General features: G+C 56.7%; 15 protein-coding genes. 8 read left to right on the top strand and 7 right to left on the bottom strand.

Features of this window, described 5'->3' with window-relative positions:
- Positions 1-55: 55 nt before the first annotated feature.
- Positions 56-595 carry an AAA family ATPase gene (locus tag FOY96_RS09880; RefSeq protein ID WP_048979190.1) on the bottom strand — a complete coding sequence of 180 codons (540 nt, stop codon included), beginning with the start codon at positions 593-595 and terminating at the stop codon, positions 56-58.
- A 345-nt stretch (positions 596-940) separates the two neighbouring features.
- Between FOY96_RS09880 and FOY96_RS09875 the strand changes: the two genes are divergently transcribed.
- Positions 941-2,476, top strand: a complete 1,536-nt coding sequence (locus FOY96_RS09875; protein WP_039262861.1) for a methyl-accepting chemotaxis protein — start codon at positions 941-943, stop codon at positions 2,474-2,476.
- Positions 2,477-2,910: 434 nt separating this feature from the next.
- Entirely contained in the window at positions 2,911-4,407 is a 1,497-nt protein-coding gene (ansP, locus tag FOY96_RS09870; RefSeq protein ID WP_023311978.1) for an L-asparagine permease, read from the top strand.
- A 48-nt stretch (positions 4,408-4,455) separates the two neighbouring features.
- On the opposite strand, the gene yncE is transcribed toward ansP, so the two are convergent.
- Entirely contained in the window at positions 4,456-5,517 is a 1,062-nt protein-coding gene (gene yncE, locus FOY96_RS09865) for a 7-bladed beta-propeller protein YncE (protein ID WP_143346933.1), read from the bottom strand.
- A 241-nt stretch (positions 5,518-5,758) separates the two neighbouring features.
- On the opposite strand from yncE, the gene pqqU reads away from it, so the two are divergent.
- Positions 5,759-7,873, top strand: a complete 2,115-nt coding sequence (pqqU, locus tag FOY96_RS09860; protein WP_143346931.1) for a TonB-dependent receptor PqqU — start codon at positions 5,759-5,761, stop codon at positions 7,871-7,873.
- 119 nt (positions 7,874-7,992) lie between these two features.
- On the opposite strand, the gene FOY96_RS09855 is transcribed toward pqqU, so the two are convergent.
- From FOY96_RS09855 to FOY96_RS09845, 3 genes are all read right to left on the bottom strand, one after another.
- Positions 7,993-8,661, bottom strand: coding sequence for a GntR family transcriptional regulator (locus FOY96_RS09855; protein ID WP_023311981.1), 669 nt, complete (start codon positions 8,659-8,661; stop codon positions 7,993-7,995).
- Positions 8,662-8,915: 254 nt separating this feature from the next.
- The gene (locus FOY96_RS09850) at positions 8,916-9,956 is read right to left on the bottom strand and encodes an NADP-dependent oxidoreductase (protein WP_143346929.1); all 1,041 of its coding nucleotides are present in this window, start codon (positions 9,954-9,956) and stop codon (positions 8,916-8,918) included.
- A 65-nt stretch (positions 9,957-10,021) separates the two neighbouring features.
- Entirely contained in the window at positions 10,022-10,597 is a 576-nt protein-coding gene (locus tag FOY96_RS09845; protein WP_023311983.1) for a helix-turn-helix domain-containing protein, read from the bottom strand.
- Positions 10,598-10,745: 148 nt separating this feature from the next.
- On the opposite strand from FOY96_RS09845, the gene FOY96_RS09840 reads away from it, so the two are divergent.
- Positions 10,746-11,264: a GNAT family N-acetyltransferase gene (locus FOY96_RS09840; RefSeq protein WP_143346928.1), complete on the top strand. Its 519-nt coding sequence runs from the start codon at positions 10,746-10,748 to the stop codon at positions 11,262-11,264.
- Positions 11,261-11,710, top strand: a complete 450-nt coding sequence (locus tag FOY96_RS09835) for a DMT family transporter (protein ID WP_032656841.1) — start codon at positions 11,261-11,263, stop codon at positions 11,708-11,710. The genes FOY96_RS09840 and FOY96_RS09835 overlap by 4 nt, the downstream gene beginning before the upstream one ends.
- 3 nt (positions 11,711-11,713) lie before the next feature.
- On the opposite strand, the gene FOY96_RS09830 is transcribed toward FOY96_RS09835, so the two are convergent.
- On the bottom strand, positions 11,714-11,947 hold the full coding sequence (locus FOY96_RS09830) for a YdcY family protein (RefSeq protein ID WP_033145682.1): 234 nt from the start codon (positions 11,945-11,947) through the stop codon (positions 11,714-11,716).
- Positions 11,948-12,003: 56 nt separating this feature from the next.
- Positions 12,004-13,602 carry an ABC transporter substrate-binding protein gene (locus FOY96_RS09825; RefSeq protein WP_032656839.1) on the bottom strand — a complete coding sequence of 533 codons (1,599 nt, stop codon included), beginning with the start codon at positions 13,600-13,602 and terminating at the stop codon, positions 12,004-12,006.
- A 283-nt stretch (positions 13,603-13,885) separates the two neighbouring features.
- Here FOY96_RS09825 and FOY96_RS09820 point away from each other — a divergent pair, with 283 nt between their 5' ends.
- The 3 genes from FOY96_RS09820 to FOY96_RS09810 are packed head-to-tail and all read left to right on the top strand — an operon-like array spanning position 13,886 to position 20,392.
- Positions 13,886-15,232 (top strand): SrfA family protein, encoded by a 1,347-nt coding sequence (locus FOY96_RS09820; RefSeq protein WP_143346927.1) that lies wholly within the window; start codon positions 13,886-13,888, stop codon positions 15,230-15,232.
- 4 nt (positions 15,233-15,236) lie between these two features.
- The gene (locus tag FOY96_RS09815; protein WP_096151119.1) at positions 15,237-18,218 is read left to right on the top strand and encodes a virulence factor SrfB; all 2,982 of its coding nucleotides are present in this window, start codon (positions 15,237-15,239) and stop codon (positions 18,216-18,218) included.
- Entirely contained in the window at positions 18,215-20,392 is a 2,178-nt protein-coding gene (locus FOY96_RS09810; RefSeq protein WP_143346926.1) for a virulence factor SrfC family protein, read from the top strand. Before FOY96_RS09815 ends, FOY96_RS09810 begins: the two co-directional genes overlap by 4 nt.
- The last annotated feature ends 83 nt before the right edge of the window (positions 20,393-20,475 follow it).

Raw genomic sequence — 20,475 nt, 5'->3', positions numbered from 1 at the left:
TGAGAAACAATTAATTTACATTTAGTTTGCCGGAAATCAGATATATAAAACCATGCTAAGAATAAGACTTTAAGTCGGCAATCAGCGTTTTCCCCTGCTCGCGCCGGGTAATGCGGACGAAGCGAATATGCCCATACTGCGGGTTTTGCAGATCGGCTTCATAACGCGTTCGGTTGTTACGCCAGGTTTTCATCGTCCAGATGAGAATGGACTCTCTGCTGAAGAACGCGCGCCGGAAACTCTCTTTGTTCCCGGTGCCGGGCCAGAGCTCGCGCTTATGCCAGGCGCGTTTGACTGCCCTGGTGACCGCCTGCCAGAGGGTGCGGGCAAAGCCATAATCCACCCACACCACAACGTCGACATTACGCCATTTCACCGGCCGCGTGCGGTTATAGTTGCCGTCAAGCACCCAGTCTGGCGAAGCCTGTAGCGCCTGCTCCAGCTTTTCCTGAAACACATCGTCCGGCGTTCCCTGCCAGTCAGGTCGCCAGTAGAGTCTGTCCATCTCGATATAGGGAATAGCCAGTTCGGTCGCAATCTGCTTCGCCAGCGTGCTTTTTCCGCTCCCGCTGGTCCCGATGACGTTAATTTTCACCTCAGCCTCACTGTGTTATCGAAAACTGACCAAATGATAGCGTTTTGATCCTGTTAACGAAACGCTATTTCAGCATGACAATTTTTCCTGAGAGACGATCTCCCTCTTTCAGTTTGGGTTATGTCGTTTATTTGCAGCGACTCCAGAATACACCCCTGAAAATATTTTCATTTTTATTACATTCGAGAACATTAGCAGATTAAAAATAATGAACAACGGGTATTTCAGGCAGTCAGAATTTCAGACAGAATATGCAGCAGTTCTTTATATAAAAATAATCACATTAATCTTGCCGGAGCATTTTCCGGGCATTTTTTATTCTTGCACATCATCATGGAGTTACTCATGAGGCGTAACAGTCCCGTTACACAAAACGAGTATTTACTTAACGATGGTTCGACGTTAATGTCGACCACCGATACCAAAAGCCATATTACCTATGCTAATTCCGCTTTTATCGAAGCCAGCGGATATAAAGAAGAACATCTTCTGGGTGAGCCGCATAACCTCATCCGCCATCCCGACATGCCTGCCGAAGCGTTTGGCGACATGTGGTATACCCTGCAGCAGGGTGAGACCTGGACGGGGCTGGTGAAGAACCGTCGTCATAATGGCGACCACTACTGGGTGCGGGCAAACGTGACGCCTGTCTGGCAGGGTGGATCCCTGACGGGGTATATTTCCGTGCGAAATATACCCGCACGGGAAGAGATTGCGGCCAGTGAAAAACTGTATGCAAAAGTGCGTAATAACGAATTAAAACATTACCGCTTTTATAAAGGGTTACTGGTTCGGCGCGGTTTATTTTCGTTTATGTCGCTCTTTAAATGTCTTAGCACCAGTAAACGCATCCATCTGGGTATTGCGACGACGGCGTTACTCTCCTGCCTGGCGGTGTATTTATTCCCTGATAAACTTGTGCAGTCGGGAAGTCTGGCGCTGCTGTTTATTGCCCTGACCTATTATCTTCATGCGCAGATCGCCCGTCCGGTAAAATCTATTGTGCAACAGATGCAGCGCGTGGTTTCAGGACGTAAAACGGACTATTACCATTTTGACAGGATCGACGACATCGGGCTGATGATGCGTCTGGTAAATCAATCAGGCTTGAACCTCAATTCGCTGGTTGACGACGTCGGGGCGCAAATCAGCGGGATTGGCACCATCAGCCAGCAGGTCGCGAAAGAAGGTGCAGCGCTGCAGACGCGTTCAGAAGAGACCGCAGACTTTCTGCAGCAAACCGCGTCGGCGGTGGAAGAGATCGCCAGCGCGGTGGAGCAGACTGCAGAAACGGCTAAAGAAGCCACGGAGATGGCGGATCGCACCCGCGACAGCGCCCACCGCGGTGAAGCGATGATGAAAGAGACCATCGGTATGATGCAATCCGTGTCGCAGGATAACAGCCAGATCGTCGATATTATCAGCGTTATCGATCGTATTGCCTTCCAGACCAACATTCTTGCGCTGAATGCGGCCGTGGAAGCGGCGCGTGCAGGTGAAGCCGGGCGCGGTTTTGCCGTGGTGGCGGCCGAGGTGCGCAATCTTGCGCAGCACTCCGCGACGGCGGCGAAAGAGATCAAAGCGCTGATTGAGAAAAACGTCGCCAGCGTCAACGCAGGCGTGGAGAAGGTAGAACAAACCGAAACGCAGCTGACGGTTATGATCGACAACGTGCTGCGGGTCTCCTCCCTGATTAAGGAGATCGGCCACGCCACGCAGGAGCAAACCCAGGCGCTGACGCTCATCAACGCCTCTATCTCCCGTATCGGCGCAATGACCCACAACAATACGGGGATGGTGGATAACGTCACTCACGCGGCGAATCACCTGACGCAGCGCACCACGCGCCTGCAGCAGGCGATTGCCGTTTTTGGCGGTTAGCCGCTGGGGTTTTGAAGTCTGAGTCCATTTTTGTGCGTTATCGCAGAGCCGTCGTCAGCCTGTTACCGCTTTCAGGTTACAGGCGGATGCTCTGCAACAGTTAAAATCTTTACCACCTGGTAATAATTAAGAGATTCTGATGATTAAATAATCAACCCGCCAAATGTTTTGTCTAAAAACTCATCACGATTCAGCGTGTTGTGATCGCCGTCTGCTCTGACCACACGATTTCCTTCGACGTGCATCACTTTCGGCACGGTTATATTTTGCGTCGCTTATGAATTGCAGGTAGGATGCCTCGCCATGTTTCGCCTTATCCATACGCAGAATGACTGGGAAGGCGACATGTGTTTGCGCAGAAGCAATCGTTTGTATTGCGCTCTGCCAGGCAGGACTATCACGATAATGGTTCAGACAGGCAAACAGGTAACTCAATGAAAACAAGCAATAAAAGCGCAGCCGATCATCATGCTGCTAAACGTCGCTGGTTGAACTCCCACGAAGAGGGCTACCACAAAGCGATGGGCAACCGTCAGGTTCAAATGATCGCCATCGGCGGCGCTATCGGAACGGGTCTGTTTTTAGGTGCCGGTGCGCGTCTGCAAATGGCTGGCCCGGCTCTCGCCCTGGTCTATCTGGTGTGCGGGATCTTCTCTTTCTTCATTCTTCGTGCGCTGGGCGAACTGGTACTGCATCGCCCTTCCAGCGGAAGCTTCGTCTCTTACGCCCGTGAATTCCTCGGTGAAAAAGCGGCCTACGTTGCGGGCTGGATGTACTTCGTCAACTGGGCGATGACCGGTATTGTCGATATCACCGCCGTTGCGCTGTATATGCACTACTGGGGCGCGTTTGGCGATGTGCCGCAGTGGGTCTTTGCGCTTGGCGCGCTGGCGATTGTCGGCACCATGAACATGATCGGCGTGAAGTGGTTCGCGGAGATGGAGTTCTGGTTTGCGCTGGTAAAAGTGCTGGCCATCGTGGTGTTCCTGGTCGTGGGTACCGTCTTCCTCGGCAGCGGTAAACCGCTGGACGGCAATGCCACCGGCTTCCACCTGATAACCGATAACGGCGGATTCTTCCCGCACGGTCTGCTGCCTGCGCTGGTCCTGGTTCAGGGCGTGGTGTTCGCCTTCGCCTCCATCGAACTGGTGGGTACCGCAGCAGGTGAATGTAAAGATCCGCAGACCATGGTGCCAAAAGCCATTAACAGCGTGATCTGGCGTATCGGTCTGTTCTACGTCGGTTCCGTGGTGCTGCTGGTTCTGCTGCTCCCGTGGACTGCCTATCAGGCAGGTCAGAGTCCGTTTGTGACCTTCTTCTCTAAGCTCGGCGTGCCTTACGTTGGCAGCATCATGAACATCGTGGTCCTGACGGCGGCGCTCTCCAGCCTGAACTCCGGTCTTTACTCTACCGGTCGTATCCTGCGCTCCATGTCGATGGGCGGTTCTGCGCCGAAGTTCATGTCGAAGATGAGCAAGCAGCAGGTTCCCTATGCGGGGATTCTGGCAACGCTGGTGGTTTACGTTTTTGGCGTGTTCCTGAACTATCTTGTGCCGTCCCGCGTATTTGAGATCGTTCTGAACGTGGCTGCACTGGGGATTATCGCCTCCTGGGCCTTTATTGTGGTCTGCCAGATGCGTCTGCGCAAAGCGATCAAAGAAGGCAAAGCGGCTGATGTGAGCTTCAAGATGCCGGGCGCACCGGTGACCTCCTGGCTCACCCTGCTGTTCCTGTTCAGCGTGCTGGTGCTGATGGCGTTTGACTACCCGAACGGTACTTACACCATTGCGACCATTCCGCTGCTGGCGGTACTGCTGATTGCCGGCTGGTTCGGCGTGCGTAAGCGCGTTCACGAAATTCACAGCACCGCGCCGGTTCATCACGACGATGAAAAACACGACGCACCGCTGGTGGAAGAAACCTCGCGTTAAGCGTCCGTAAGCATCAAAAAGGGAAGGCAAATGCCTTCCCTTTTTTATTTACAGCGCGATACGAATGACGTCGTCAGGCTGGGTGGCTTCCTGCTGGCGAGTCGATTTTTGTTTCACCGTCACGTACAGGGTTTTGCCATCCGCAGAGAGCGCCAGGCTGTTCGGGTAGACCGGCGTGTCGAAGGTTTTTGTGACCTTATACGTTTTCGCGTCAATCACGCTCACCTTACCCGCTTCACGGTGCGTCACGTAAACCTCATTGCGCGTTGGGTTAAACAGGACGGCCAGTGATTCAGGCGCGGCGATCTTCTCCATCACGCTGCCGTCTTTCAGGCTCACCACCAGCACTTCCGGCTGTTTTGAATCGGTCAGGAACGCGCGCTGGCCGACGGTATCGAGGCTGAGGTTCAGGTAGAAGTGCTCTTTGCCGTCATCCTGCACTTTTTTGCGGCTCAGGATTTTATTGGTGGCCGTATCAATGGTTACCAGCTCGCCGTCCGCATTCGTGGTGTACAGACGTTTTGCCTGCGCATCCAGCGCCAGGCCGGTGCTGTACGTACCGGTATTGGCAATGGTCTCTTTCAGCTTCAGCGTGGCGCCGTCCACCACCCAAATCACGCTCTCTTTGCCGACACCGGTGATGTAAATCGTGTTGGTCGCGTCATCCGCCACCAGCTGGCGCGGCTGCAGCGGTTTGATGGTTTCACTGCGCTGGCGATTATCGAGCACCAGTCGCCCTTTCACGTCGCCCGTTTTCGCATCGATGGCCGTCACCGCGCCGTTGATGGTGTTGCCAAACCACAGGGTTTGCGTCGCGCCGTCGAGCGTGGCGCCAAAGGGTTTGAGATCGCTGTGAATCGCCTGCGTCACGTCCAGCGTGACCGGATCAAGGCGATAGATAACTCCGCCCTTATCGGTTTTGCGGCTTTGCGAGGTCGCCACCCACAGCGCATTCTCCTGCTGGCTAACCGCCATTTCATACGCCCCTTTGCCCACCGCTTTACGCAGCACCTCTTCGGCGGCATGCACCTGGAACGTCCCGGCAAGCAGTAAAGTGGCAGACAGCAGTGACAGGCTCAGACGCGGCGAGCACAGATGACGTAAAGACATAACAATTCCTTTTCTGAAAAGAGGGGTTGGGCTGACATCACTTCCGGCAGGCAACGTCATGGCATTGCCTTTTGATAATGAGAATAGTAATCATTAATGAACTGAATGTGGAGTTTTTCTTTCGCGTCTCGCCTTTCATTAACGCAATGTGCGGTTATAGTTTTCAAAACATTTACAAAACCTTTAACATGTATGGACATGTTCCATTTGGTTCGTTTATACACCACAACCGGTTTTATTCATGAAAATCATTTCTGCCCGTAAGGCTTCTCTCCCGCTGCTGCTGGTTCCCGTTATTTTCGCGCCGCTAACCGCAATGAGCGCGGAGGAACAGACCATGATCGTCAGCGCCACGCCGCAAACCGTATCGGAACTGGATACCCCGGCCGCGGTCAGCGTCGTCAATGGCGATGACATGCGCCACGCCGCGCCGCGCATCAACCTGTCTGAATCTCTTGGCAGCGTCCCGGGACTGCAAATTCAGAACCGCCAGAACTATGCCCAGGATCTCCAGCTTTCAATGCGTGGGTTTGGTGCCCGCTCAACGTTTGGCGTGCGCGGTATCCGTATGTATGTCGACGGTATCCCTGCCACTATGCCGGACGGACAGGGCCAGACCTCTAACATCGATCTCTCCAGCGTGGAGAGCGTTGAAGTGCTGCGCGGCCCCTTCTCTGCCCTGTACGGCAACGCCTCCGGCGGCGTGATTAACATCAACACCCAGACCGGTCAGCAGCCGCCTACCATTGAAGCCAGCAGCTATTACGGCAGCTACGGTACCTGGCGCTACGGCATGAAAGCCACCGGCGCGATGGGTGACGGCACCCACGCGGGCGATGTGGATTACACCGTTTCCACCACCCGCTTCACCACCAAAGGCTACCGCGACCACAGCGGCGCGCGGAAAAACCTCGCTAACGCCAAACTGGGCGTGCGCATTGACGACGTCAGCAAGCTGACGCTGATTTTCAACAGCGTGGACATGAAGGCCAACGATCCGGGCGGGCTGAGCTATCAGGAGTGGCAGAACAATCCGCGTCAGTCTCCGCGCGGCGATCAGTACAACACCCGCAAGACCATCAAGCAGACCCAGGCCGGTCTGCGCTACGATCGTCAGCTCAGCACTCAGGACGACCTCAGCGTGATGATGTACGCCGGCGAACGTGAAATGACGCAGTACCAGTCGATTCCGTATCAGCCGCAGCTGAAAGCCTCCCACTCCGGCGGCGTGATCGATATGCAGCGTCATTATCAGGGTATCGATACCCGCTGGACGCACCGCGGCGAGCTGCTGGTGCCGGTGACGTTTACTACCGGCCTGAACTACGAAAACCTGAGCGAAGATCGTCGCGGATACGAGAACTTCGTGATGAACAACGGCGTGCCGGACTACGGCGTGAAGGGTGACAAGCGTCGAAACGAACGTAACCTGATGTGGAACGTTGACCCTTACCTGCAAACCAGCTGGCAGCTGACGCAGAAACTGTCGGTAGATGCGGGAGTGCGCTACAGCTCGGTCTGGTTTGATTCCAACGACCATTACGTTACGCCGGGCAACGGCGATGACAGCGGTGACGCGAGCTATCACAAGTGGCTCCCGGCCGGTTCCGTGAAGTATGCGGTGACGGACGCATGGAACCTCTACGCTGCCGCAGGGCGTGGATTCGAAACGCCAACCATCAACGAGCTCTCCTATCGCGCCGATAACCAGGGCGGCCTGAACATCGGCCTGCAGCCGTCCACCAACAACACGTATGAAGTGGGCAGCAAAACCCGCATCGGCAATGGCCTGCTGACCGCGGCGCTGTTCCGCACCGATACGGATGATGAGATCGTGGTGGATGCCAGCTCTGGCGGGCGTACCAGCTATAAAAATGCCGGTAAAACCCGTCGTCAGGGGGTGGAAGTCTCCCTCGACCAGCAGTTTGCCGAGAACTGGAAGCTGAAGATGGCATGGACTTACCTGGATGCCACCTATCGGACTAACGTCTGCAGCGACGCAGACTGTAACGGTAACCGTATGCCGGGCATTGCCCGCAACATGGGTTACGCCTCGTTTGGCTGGCAGCCGGATGAAGGCTGGTACGCGGGTTCAGACGTGCGCCACATGAGCGACATCATGGCCGATGACGAGAATACGGCGAAAGCGCCATCGTATACGGTGGTCGGGCTGAACACCGGGTACAAATTCAACTACGGCAGCTGGGGCATGGACGTCTTTGGCCGCGTCGATAACCTGTTCGATAAAGAGTACGCGGGCTCGGTTATTGTCAACGAGTCTAACGGTCGTTATTACGAGCCTGCACCAGGCCGTAACTACGGGGTCGGGCTGTCGGTCTCTTATCGCTTCGAGTAAGCAATAAGAAAAGTTTATTTTATTAATGAAATAACGCTCCTGATGGCAATAAACCATCAGGAGTTATTCACCAGATAAATAATTAGGGGCGGAATATAGTCGCTCTGCTAAATAATCTCTTAGTTAAAATATTGTCGCTGTAAAAGCAAATTCGCTTCATCAATCACCTTATCAATCGCCTTCTGGCAGGCAACAACATCTCTTCGCTCAAGGGCGGAAAGCAGTTCGTCATAGTGATATGTCGAGGCTTTGATGTCGTTAAGCTCCTGATGCAGATAGTTCATACAGGGCCCGATGCGCACCCACAGCTGCTCTATTAAGGCATTAAGCGTAGGCATTTCCGCATACTGATAAAGCGTAAACCGGAAGACGCGATTCGCATGCAATGCCTGCTGGACGTTCCCGTTGCGCATGGCCTCATGAAAGGCATCCGACAATTTGCGCAACGCCTCCAGTTTGCTATCAGACATATTCTGACAGGCCGCGGCGACCGCCATCGGCTCAAGCTGCTTGCGGATAGCGTTAATCTCGTTATAGCGCTCCAGCGTGACCTCCGGAACCAGAAATGCCTGCGCCGGCGTGGCGTGTAGCGCCCCTGATGACACCAGGCGCAACAGCGCCTCGCGAACAGGGGTAATACTGGTTCCTAATTTATCGGCAATCTCTTTCGTAATCAGTCGTGCCCCAGGTTTGAGTGAGCCTGTAATTAACGCTCCTTTCAAACTGTGTTCAACTTGCATGGTAAGACTGACCCTTTGGGCTTTTTCTAAGTGGTCCAAATCAAGCATGTTCAATTCCTGTAGCTAAAACTTAATGCTATTTTTAAACGCCAGTTTTAATAAAACGACGCTGGTCCGATATATCCTGTATCGTCATGCCTGGTGGTGGGAAGTACGTAAAAACATCAAAAAAGCAAAGTTTGTTTTTTTATTGGTTTCGGGCCCGTCCGGGAAGCGGGCGCGAAATGCCATGTTCATTAATTAAAGACAATATATCGTATCTTCACAAATAAATATGGCGGGAAACCCCGCCATAGTGCTGTTTATTTATTGTCACTCGCGACGCGAATCACGACTTTGCCGAAGTTACGCCCTTCGAGCAGGCCAATCAGCGCCTCGGGCGCGTTCTCCAGCCCGTCCGTTATCTGTTCACGATAGTGGATTTTGCCCTCCTGCACCCAGCGTCCCATCGCTTCCTGGAACTCTTTAATGCGGTGACCGTAATCCTGGCCGATGATAAAGCCCTGCATACGAATGCGTTTCTTCAGGATGGTCGCCATCAGGAGCGGCAGGCGATCCGGCCCCTCGGGCAGGCCCGTCGCATTGTAGCCGCTCACCAGGCCGCACACCGGCACGCGCGCGGAGGTATTCAGTAACGGCAGCACGGCGTCAAATACTTTCCCGCCGACGTTTTCATAATAGACGTCAATTCCTTGCGGACAGGCACGTTTCAGCTGTTCGGCAAAGTCGGCCGCGTGATGATCCAGACACAGGTCAAACCCGAGGACCTCAACGGCATGGCGGCATTTTTCAGCCCCGCCGGCGACGCCGACCACCCGGCAACCTTTGATTTTACCGATCTGCCCGACGGTCGCGCCAACCGGGCCTGTCGCCGCGGCGACCACCAGCGTTTCGCCCGCTTTTGGCTGCCCGATATCCAGCAATCCCATATAGGCGGTAAAGCCCGGCATACCCAGAATACCCAGCGCCCAGGAAGGATGTGACGGATTTTCGCCCAGCTTCACCAGGCCGCTGCCGTCCGAGAGTTCATATTCCTGCCAGCCGCTGTAGCCCAGCACCCACTCCCCGGCTTTGAAGTCGGGATGATTCGACTGCTCAACGCGGCTGACCGTTCCCCCCACCATCACCGCGCCCAGCTCAACCGGTGGTGAATAGGATGGCGCATCGCTCATGCGCCCCCGCATGTACGGGTCCAGCGACAGCCAGACGGTGCGCAGCAAAAGCTGTCCCTCAGCCGGGGCGGGAACAGGCTGCGCTTCGAGACGAAAATTTTCCGCCACCGGCGCACCCTGAGGACGGGAGGCCAGTACCCAGCGGCGATTTTGCGAAACAGGTTGATTCATCGGGATCTCCTTCTGGTACAAATGTCATTACAGCCTGGCTCACGATCGGCGTTATCGCATTAGCATTACGAGGCAGACTGGTTAAGCCGTACGACCAGATAGATGCAGGTTTCATTCGTTTCGTTGATGAACCGGCAGTCATTTGGCGGCCCCAGCTCGAGACAGTCTCCGGCGTGCATTTCGTGGCGCGTATCGCCCTCCTGAAACACCAGCTCGCCGGACTGAAGCCAGATAAGCTGACGTGCCAGCGCGTAAGAAGAGGCAGGCATCGGAACATCGCTGCCCGCGGGCAATTCAACCTGAACAAGGTCGATGGGAAGATCGGTGCGGGGAGAAACATGGCGGCGGAGGTAGTGCGTCTGTGGGTCGCGCCAGACGGGCTGGTTGGCAAGGCGCAGCAGCTTGCCCTCCTGCATTTCGGCCCGGGCAATGAGCGTGGACATGCTGATACCAAACGCGCCGGACAGACGGGCCAGCAAGGTGGCTGTCGGGCTGCTGTCTCCGCGTTCTATCTTGTGGATCATCGCGCGCGAGACCCCTGCCCGGTCAGCAAGCTCGCTCAGGGACCATCCGCGAGACTCGCGTTCAAGGCGAATTCTTGCGCTAATCCGTTGATTCATTGTGTCTGTTATGGTGTTCATGACGTCATACTATAGTGTATGAACGGCATTTCAATGGGCTTTTGATAACAAAAAAATATGGCTTATGCCGTAGCGATCGGGAGATACGATTGTGTAATATCGTAGGAATAACGTAATACTATAGTAAACAACACACAGAGGGTTAATCATGATCGTTCGTCATGCCTGCAAGGAAGACTGCGCCGCGATAGGAAAAATCTACAACCACGCGGTGCTGCATACTGCCGCGATCTGGAACGATAAAACCGTCGATACCGATAACCGAATCGCCTGGTTTGAGGCGCGCACGCTCGCGGGTTACCCGGTTCTGGTGAGTGAGGAAGACGGCGTTATCACCGGTTACGCCTCTTTCGGTGACTGGCGCGCCTTCGACGGTTTCCGTCATACGGTTGAGCATTCGGTCTACGTCCACCCGGACCATCAGGGAAAAGGCATTGGCCGCACGCTGATGATCGCGCTGATTAACGAGGCCCGCGCCATCGGCAAACACGTGATGGTGGCCGGTATTGAAGCGCAAAACCATGCCTCGATTCATCTCCACGAAACTCTTGGTTTTGTCACCACGGGGCAGATGCCGCAGGTGGGAACCAAGTTTGGCCGCTGGCTGGACTTAACCTTTATGCAGCTGCAGCTGGACGAGCGCAGCGATCCGGACGCTATCCCATGAATCAATCCCTGACCCTGGCGTTTCTGGTGGCGGCGGGAATAGGTCTGGTGGTGCAAAATACCTTAATGGTGCGTATCACCCAGTCCTCCTCCACGATCCTTATCGCGATGCTGCTGAACTCCCTGGTCGGCATTGTGCTGTTTGTCAGCATTCTGCTGCTGAAACAGGGCGTCGCCGGATTTAGCGAGCTGGCCGCAACGGTACGCTGGTGGACGCTTATCCCGGGGCTGCTGGGGTCGTTTTTCGTGTTTGCCAGCATCAGCGGGTATCAGAACGTTGGCGCGGCGACGACTATCGCCGTGCTGGTAGCAAGCCAGCTGATTGGCGGACTGGTGATGGACGTGCTGAGGAGCAACGGCATTCCGCTGCGCGCCCTGATTGGCCCGGTGTGCGGCGCGGTGATGCTGGTCGTCGGGGCCTGGCTGGTGGCGCGACGCCAGTTTTGAACGTTACAGTATGGTGCCGCCTTTGGTCAGCTGTTCCTCACGCGCGTCCAACTCCTCTTTATGCTGCTTACCGTGGTGCGAAATCGCGGTACGCAGACGCTGCTGCTGGGTGTAGCGTTCTTCACGGCTGAGATCTGCATCATCACTTAATTCGATCAGCAGTTCATTCATATGGGTGATGACGCTCTCTTCAATGGCGGCATCGACACGGGCGGTAACTTCATTTAAATGTGACATTGTCACTCCTTGTTATGTGCCCGGTGGCGGCTACGCCTTACCGGGCAATAAAACGCTTAGTTCAGCTTCGCCTTAGAGAAATCGCTGCCCATCAGGCTCACGCTGTATCCGGTCACGTTGCTGCGGGTCGCATAGAACGTTTTCCCGTTTGCCAGTGCGATCCACGGCGCCTGCTGGTAGAAGATCTCCTGCGCCTGGCCGTAGAGTTTCGCGCGCTCGGCCGGGCTGCTGGTCAGCTTCGCTTTTTGCACCAGATCATCATAACCCTTATCGCACCAGCGCGCGGCGTTGGATCCGGTTTTAATGCTGTTGCAGCCCAGCAGCACGTCGGCAAAGTTGTCCGGGTCGCCGTTATCGGACATCCAGCCAAACAGCGCGGAGTCATGTTCGCCTTTACGCATTCCGGAGAGATATTCCCCCCACTCGTAAGAGACAATTTTGGCCTTCACGCCGACTTTCGCCCAGTCGCTCTGGATCATCTCCGCGATACGACGCGAGTTCGGGTTGTACGGACGCTGAACCGGCATTGACCACAGCGTGACTTCCGCCCCCTTCTCCAGCCCCGCCTGCTTCAGCAGCGCTTTCGCTTTTTCAGGATCGTAGCTGTAGTCCTTCAGGTCTTTATTAAAGCCCAGCATATTTGGCGGGATCGGCGATTTTGCCACCGTACCGGAACCCATAAAGACCGCATTGACGATAGCCTTCTTGTCGGTCGCGTAGTTAAGCGCCTGGCGCACCAGCACGTTATCAAACGGTTTTTTCTCGGTGTTAAACGCCAGATAGCCGACGTTTAGCGCATCGACCGAGTGCAGCGTCAGGTCTTTGTTGTTCTTGATGGCGTCAAACTGAACCGGGGACGGTGCAGGAATAATCTGGCACTCGTTGGTCTGCAGCTTCGCCAGACGGGTTTCCACATTCGGCGTGATGGAGAAGATGAGATGCTTCGTCGGCACCTCGCCTTCCCAGTAGTTCGGGTTAGCGACGTAGCGAATCAGCGAATCCACCTTGTACTGCTGCAGGACATAAGGCCCGGTGCCAATCGGCCAGGTGTCCACGTTTTCAGGCGTGCCTTTTTTCAGCATCGCGTCGGCGTATTCGGCGGAAAGAATCGAGGCGAAATCCATCCCCCAGTCGGCCAGAAACGCGGCGTTAGGCTCGCTGAGGGTGAACTGAACGTGATAGTCGTCGACCTTTTTCACGTCCTGAATCAGCTTATCGAGCCCGACGTCGTTAAAGTATTCGTAGTTGCCCTGCGACACGTTGTGATAAGGGTGTTTAGGGTCTTTCTGACGCAGAACCGAGAAAATAACGTCATCGGCGTTAAAATCGCGCGTCGGTTTGAAGTATTTATTGCTGTTGAACTTCACCCCTTTGCGCAGGGCAAAGGTATAGGTCTTGCCGTCAGGCGAAATCGTCCAGGACTCCGCCAGCGACGGGACCGGGGTGTTTTTCACCGGGTCAAAGTTGATCAGGCGGTTGTACAGTACCTGAGAGCTGGCCACAAAAGACGGGCCAGAGCTGGCGATTTGCGGGTTGAAGGACTCGGGGGACGCTTCAGAACAGTAAATAAGGGTGTCGTTGTTTGCCGCCCATGCGGCACCGGCCGGTAACAGCGCGCTCAGCGCAAGGGCGAGCAGTGTTTTCCCTGTAGACATGGTTATAACCCTGACAGTTTTATTATATAAGACAGTAATAACAGCACAGGCGATATGACCTGGCAAATAACGAAACACTATCAGGTTATTCTAAAGCCGCGTTTTTTGCTGTTTTAACAGCCAGCGCCCGAAAAGGTGATTTGCCTTAAGGGCCATTATTCGTCAAGCACAACCGTCACTTTCTATGCCGCAAGAAATCGGTCCTTTTAGCGTCTCTTCCCCCGTTTGGTTGCTTCCTCGTTTCGTTAAAGTAACGGTGTGAAGAAGTATATGGGATCAAATCGTGGCAAAAACTCTTTTACGCAGCGGTAACCTGGATGACTTTCAGGCCGTGGGCGGCGGCGGACAAGCCGTTTTTGAATCAGCGTTACAAATCCGGGAAGCGCTCCGGTTGCGCAAACAACAGGCCATCGTCGACTGTCTGGCTATTCCGCAGGTCAACGACAGCGGTGACCGCGTGGACTGGTATTCCCCCGTTGAAGGGAGCGTAACCAGCTGGAAAGCGGCCGATGAAGATGACCGTTATCGCGCCCTGCGCTACCTGGAAAACACGCTAGCCAGCGTTGAGTCGTTAAGCAAGAAATGCCTCCTGTCGCCCAAAACCGCGCAGCAGCTTTTTGGTTCTCTGCTGTCGAAGGCGTTTCAGTTCCCGGGTGAAAACTTCCTCTTCCTGGTGGACGGAAAGCCGGTCATCAGCTTCTGGGGGTTCGTCAACCTGAACGAGAATGCGCGCGACGATGTTCTCGACTGCCTGCGTGAATCGCTGGTCCCTGAGCCCGCCCCCGTTGTGATTGAAGATCCTGAACCCGAGCCTGAGCCAGAACCGGTTGTAGCATTTGAACACGCCGACGAGCCGCTGATCGCCCCTTCCACGGTGGTGCGCATCACGCCGGAAGATCTGTATGAGCCAGAGCCGGCCCCGGCCGTTGCGCAACCCGTTCAGGAACCGGCTGTGCCGATCGTCGCGAAAAAGCGCCGCGTTCCCCTGTGGACGCTGCCGGTTGCCGTCGCGATCGTTGCCGCCATTGCCGCACCGCTGCTGTGGCCAAAACAGTCGCCTTCCGCTGAGCCCGCCCCGGTGCCCGCCCCCCAGCCCGTAGAGATTGCGCCAAAGCCGATCAAAGCGGTTGAGCCGCTGGCCATGAAATTACCGCTGCATCAGGCAGAGGTCCTGGCAAGCAAAGAAAAAGAGCCTGCTCTGGCGCCTGCGCCACAGCCTGCCCCGGTGGTGATTGTCGCCATCCCGAAAGATGCCATGGTGATGGAAGCGAATCAGGTGAAAGCGGGATCGACGCGTTTCCTGAACGGCACCTGGCGTGCGGTTCTGGACGTGAAAGATCCAGTCACCGGCAAGCCGCCGTCAATGCGCTATCAGATCCAGAACAATAAGGGCTTCGCCCGGGTTGTCCATGGCGACAACGTTGTCTGCCGCGCGGAGGTCTTCTCCGGCCTGCACAGCAACGGCGAGCTGATGATTAAAAGTCGCGGTACTGCCCGCTGCACCGACGGCTCCCGCTACCCGATGCCGGAGGTTGCCTGTAAAGCAGGCGCCAGCGATATCGCAGAATGTCGCGCCCGTTATGATGCCAATACCGTCGTTCCCCTGACGTTCAAGAAAGCAGGTGCCTGATCCTATGCTGGTTAATCTTTGCGACTATAAACAAAGCGTCACGCTTATTGCCAACAGCGGCGTGCAGTTCCTTGATTTCGGTCTGACGCCGCAGGACACCGCCAGCAACGGGCGCTTCGTACGTAAAACCGCGAACGGCCCGCTGCTGCGGCTCGATTTCGACCTGGTTAACGGGCGCTATACCGTGCCGGGAACGAACGGTGGTCAGCCTGAAGTGGTTAAACCGGAAACCACCATCCCGCTGCATCAGTCCCTGGCGGTGCTGGACGGCGTCTGGCTTCCGGTTCCGTTCCTGCGCTTCAACCCGCCGCGAACCTTTGTTGAGGGGCCGGATAACTGGGCCCGCGTTCAGGTGCGCAGGCTGGATACACCCGATACGGCAGGCAATACGCACCGCGTCACGCTCGCCCTTGACAGCCAGATTGCAGAACACGCCACGTCCGCCCTGTCCCCGGTTGAAAACGATATTCTGAACGGGACCCGATTCGCGCTGGCCTGGCGAGACAACGAAGTTGAAAGTTTCCTCGACCAGACCTGGATTGACGGCTGGCTGCGCGAGGCCTTTACCCAGTATGCCGACGGCGTTGAAAACCGCTCAGAACGCGATCTCCAGCAAGCGATGCGCGGGTTTGAATATCAGGCCCACTGGCTTAACCTGCTGACCATGCTCGGTGAACAGCTTACCGTGCCGGAAGTGAAATTTGTTACCCATACGCTCAGCACGCCTGCCATTCCGGTCGACCTGATCCTCGACGTGGGCAATACCCACACCTGCGGCGTCATTATCGAAGACCACGGCGATGCGAACGATGGCCTGCGCCAGACCGCCGAGCTGCAGGTACGCTCATTAAGCGAGCCGCAGTTCCTGAATGCGCCGCTGTTTACCAGCCGTCTCGAGTTTTCGGAAGCGCGCTTTGGCAAACAGCACTTCTCGGTTGAAAGCGGTCGCGAAGATGCCTTTGTCTGGCCGTCGATTGTTCGCGTGGGCGATGAAGCCCGCAAGCTGGCGATGCAGCGTCTTGGGACCGAAGGCAACAGCGGCATCTCCAGCCCGCGTCGCTACCTGTGGGATGAAACGCCAGTCGTGCAGGACTGGCGCTTTAGCCAGATGAACAGCAAAACCCAGCGTGAGCCGCTTGCCACCGCGTTTCCGCTGATGAACCTGATGAACGATGACGGCGAACCGCTCTTCACGCTGCCGCAGGACGAGCGGCTGCCGGTCTTCTCGCCGCAGTACAGCCGCAGTACGCTGATGACGCACATGCTGTGCGAGCTGCTGGCGCAGGCGCTGGGGCAGATCAACAGCGTCGCCACGCGCCTGCGTCTGGGCTTCCCCGCGTCACCGCGCCAGCTACGCACCCTGATCCTGACCCTGCCCTCGGCCATGCCAAAGCAGGAGCGCGAGATTTTCCGTCGCCGCATGTTTGAAGCCATCGCCATCGTCTGGAAAGCGATGGGCTGGCACCCGCAGGATGAGGATTTTGTCACCCGCAAACAGCAGGATAAAAGCGTGGTGCCGGTTCCTGAAATCCAGATGGAGTGGGATGAAGCCAGCTGCGGTCAGCTGGTCTGGCTGTATAACGAAGCGATCTCCCGCTTTGGCGGTCAGACCGAAGCCTTCTTCGCCTCCCTGGCCCGCCCGGACCGTGAGCCTGAGCCGGGTAACCAGCCGGGCCGCGCGCTGCGCGTTGCCTCCATCGACATCGGCGGCGGCACAACGGATATGGCGATCACCCATTATCAGCTGGATGACGGTTCCGGCAATAACGTCAAGATCACCCCGCAGCTGCTGTTCCGTGAAGGTTTTAAAGTCGCGGGCGACGATACGCTTCTGGACGTGATTCAGCGCTACGTGTTGCCTGCCCTGCAAACGCAGCTGCAAAAATCCGGTATCGCGGACGCCTCGCTGCTGATGGCGTCGCTGTTTGGTGACTCCGGGCGCATAGACACCCAGGCCGTACTCCGCCAGCAAACGGCGCTTCAGCTGTTTATGCCGATTGGCCACGCTATTCTTGCCGCGTGGGAATCGAGCGACGTTGACGATCCGCTGGCCGGTCTGCATGCCACCTTTGGCGATCTCCTGCCGCAGAAACCGACCCGCAACGTAATGAATTATCTGCAGCAGGCGATCGATCATGCCCTGCCTGCGGGTTCAGACGCGTTTGACCTGTTCGCCGTGCCGCTGCACGTGAACTTCCGCGAAATGCAGGATGCGATGCTGGCCGGGCAATTTACGCTGGCCTCGCCGCTCCACGCGGTGTGCGAGGCGATATCCCATTACAGCTGCGATATTCTGCTGATCACCGGACGCCCCGGCTGCCTGCCTGGCGTTCAGGCGCTGATTCGTCATCTGCAGCCGGTGCCGGTCAACCGCATCGTCTGGCTGGATAAATACCAGGTGCACGAGTGGTATCCGTTCAGCCAGCAGGGGCGCATTGGCAACCCGAAATCAACGGCCGCGGTGGGGGCCATGCTCTGCAGCCTGGCGCTCGACCTGCGTCTGCCGCGCTTCAACTTTAAAGCCGCAGACATTGGTGCGTATTCAACCGTGCGGTATCTCGGCGTGCTGGATAACACCGTTAATACCCTGCGCGAGGAAAACGTCTGGTATCAGGATATCGACCTCGATAAGCCGGGCGCGAAGCTCGACGCGCGTCTGCACTTCCCGCTGCGCGGTAACGTTACCCTCGGCTTCCGCCAGCTGGCGAACGCGCGCTGGCCCGCCACGCCGCTCTACACGCTCAGCATCAACTCGGCTGAACTGGCGAAAGCCATTGCCGGTGACGGCGTGCTGAACGTGCGGCTGAAGCTCTGCGGCGGCAGCAAGCAGGAAGGTCCTGAGGCCTTCGAGCTGAGCGATGCCTGGCTGCAGGACGGCACGCCGGTTGCCCCTGACGCATTAACCTTCAAACTGAATACTTTGGCCGATCGCCGACACAGCGGTAGCCACTACTGGATCGACAGCGGGAGCGTATACCTGAAATGACAGCGACGACGACAACCACTCAGGCCTTAATCGGGTGGATTAATGAGACGCGCCTGAACGCCCCTGTGCTGGATAACGATGCCGACGCCCTGCTTGCTCGCATCAACGCGGCGCAGGCGCGGGAGCAGGCCATTGAACGCGCCATGACCCGCCAGAGCAGCATTGGGCTTTACGGTCATTCACAGAGCGCGAAAGCCCATCTGCTGTTGTCCCTGTGCGGCAGCGGTAATGGACGCCTGAACGTGACGCCGGGCCAGCGCACCTTTGACTATTTTTCGCATATCAATCCGGGACATGCCCTCACCAACATGGCCGTCCGCTTCACGCCGGAAAGCCCGGAGGTGGCGGATGAGGCGTTCCCGCTGCGTCTGAGCCTGGTCACCGAGGCCGAGCTGGTACAGCTGTTTATTGCCCGCACGACGCTGCATCCGCAGATGCGCGCGGTGGATAAGGCGGTCATTGAGACACGTCTGGAGAAATGGCGCGGGCTGCGCCAGCCGCAGGGCGTGCCCGGCATCACGGCTCAGGAAGTGGGTACGATAGCCCGCTTCTGGCAAAGCACCGTACCCACCGCTAAGCAGCAAATTGATGATGCCCTGTGGCATGAGTTCGCCCGGCTGGTGCCTTCTCTCGATCTCAGCACGCGGGCCAGCGTCTGGTCGCTGCTGTGGGGCGAGCAGCAGGAGTTAACCCAGCAGTGGTTAAAACTGGCCCATGTGCTGCACCAGACCAGCCATGCCGGCGAGCTTGCTGCCCCGCTTAGCCTGCTGGTGGACAGCTTTGGCCTGCCGGGTGAAGGGTTCCTGACGCACGACGGCACGTTAGATCTTCAGGACGCGCAGGAGACGCTGCTTCATCCGCTAAATAGCGGTGAAATGCTTAACGCCATCAGCATCCCCGTCGACGTGCTGGCCTTCCTGACCCGCGAGCTGGTGCTGCCGGTTGAGAACGGCGCGCTGGATAACGTCGATATTATTGATATTCCTGTTTTTGAAGATAACCGTGCCGACCCGCTACGCCAGGCGAAGTCCCAGTGGCTGCTTGAGCATTACCGTCAACAGCTTCAGCCGGATGTGCTGGTGATTTGCAATGCGACGGCGCAGCACGAGCAGACGGCCAAAAAAGCAAAAGTGCTGATGAACTGGGTCAAGGAGACGCAGCCTGCTGAAGAATCTGCCCTGCCGGGGCTGGTATGGGCGATTACGCCACACGACGCCCGCTTTACCACCCGGCAGAATCTCGATGAAGCCGTACAGCATCTGCTCGGAAAGCCGGGTTTACGCTGGGGCACGCTGCAGGCGCTGGACAGCCACAGCATGCAGCGCGTCATCGAATGGCTGTCTCAGGCCACGTTACCCGCCCAGCGACAGAAGCGTCTCGGCACGCTGAAAGGCTTGCTGCGACAGGAGCTCTCATCGCTGATGCAAAGCTATCTGGCGCCGCTGGTTGAAGAGCCGGGGAAAAGACGCGCTCAGGCCGAAAGCATGGTGCGCACGCTGCAAAGCAGCGCCGCCCGCCACGGCGAACTGCTTGAAGGCCTCCTGCCGCCGCTGAAAGCCTATGAAACGCTGCTTGCCGTTCAGCAGCCGCGCGAGGAGCAGGTGAACGGGCTGTTTACGGACACTATTGACCTGTTTGCCGAGAACGCGCAGGAAAGCACCGGTCTGTTCCAGACAAAAGACAAAGCGCGCCTGGCGCACAGAGTCTGGATAAATCACCTGCGTCAGTGGAGCCGCAATGAGGCCACGGCCGCGCGCCTCGGGCTGGATCCTGCGGTATTACAGCAAATCGCGGATGTGCTGGTGGTCACCAGCTACCGGCTTAATCTGCCTCAACAGCTTCAGCGCATTGTCGAAGCGGATAAAAGCAGCGCTGCGCAACTGCATGCCGTGATGGGCAATTTCATTGGCTGGCTGGGTTACGACCAGACGCCCGTGGCTACACGTCCGGCAAGCCGCATCCGCAAGGGGCAGGCAATCTTCGTCACGCCAGTGGTCAGCAGCGCGGAGCCTCGATTGACGCGCCTGGGGGAACAGCCTGTGCATGCGGCCACCGCATACGTTTACGACTGGCTGGTCGCCCTCTATAGCCGCGCGATAGAGAACATTGATTACCAGCATCCGCATGATGTTCAGCCTGACGCTCGTCAGGCCTTGTACGCGTTATTACGCTGAACGCTGATTAACAATGTAGCCGCATTTCTTGCCGGGTAGCGTTGCGCTTACCCGGCCTACATTTCGCAACGGTGCAAGCGTAG

Source organism: Enterobacter asburiae (assembly GCF_007035645.1).
GTDB lineage: Bacteria > Pseudomonadota > Gammaproteobacteria > Enterobacterales > Enterobacteriaceae > Enterobacter > Enterobacter asburiae_B.
Note: the sequence above shows the minus strand (reverse complement) of the source record. Positions and strands in the feature narration are given on the sequence as shown.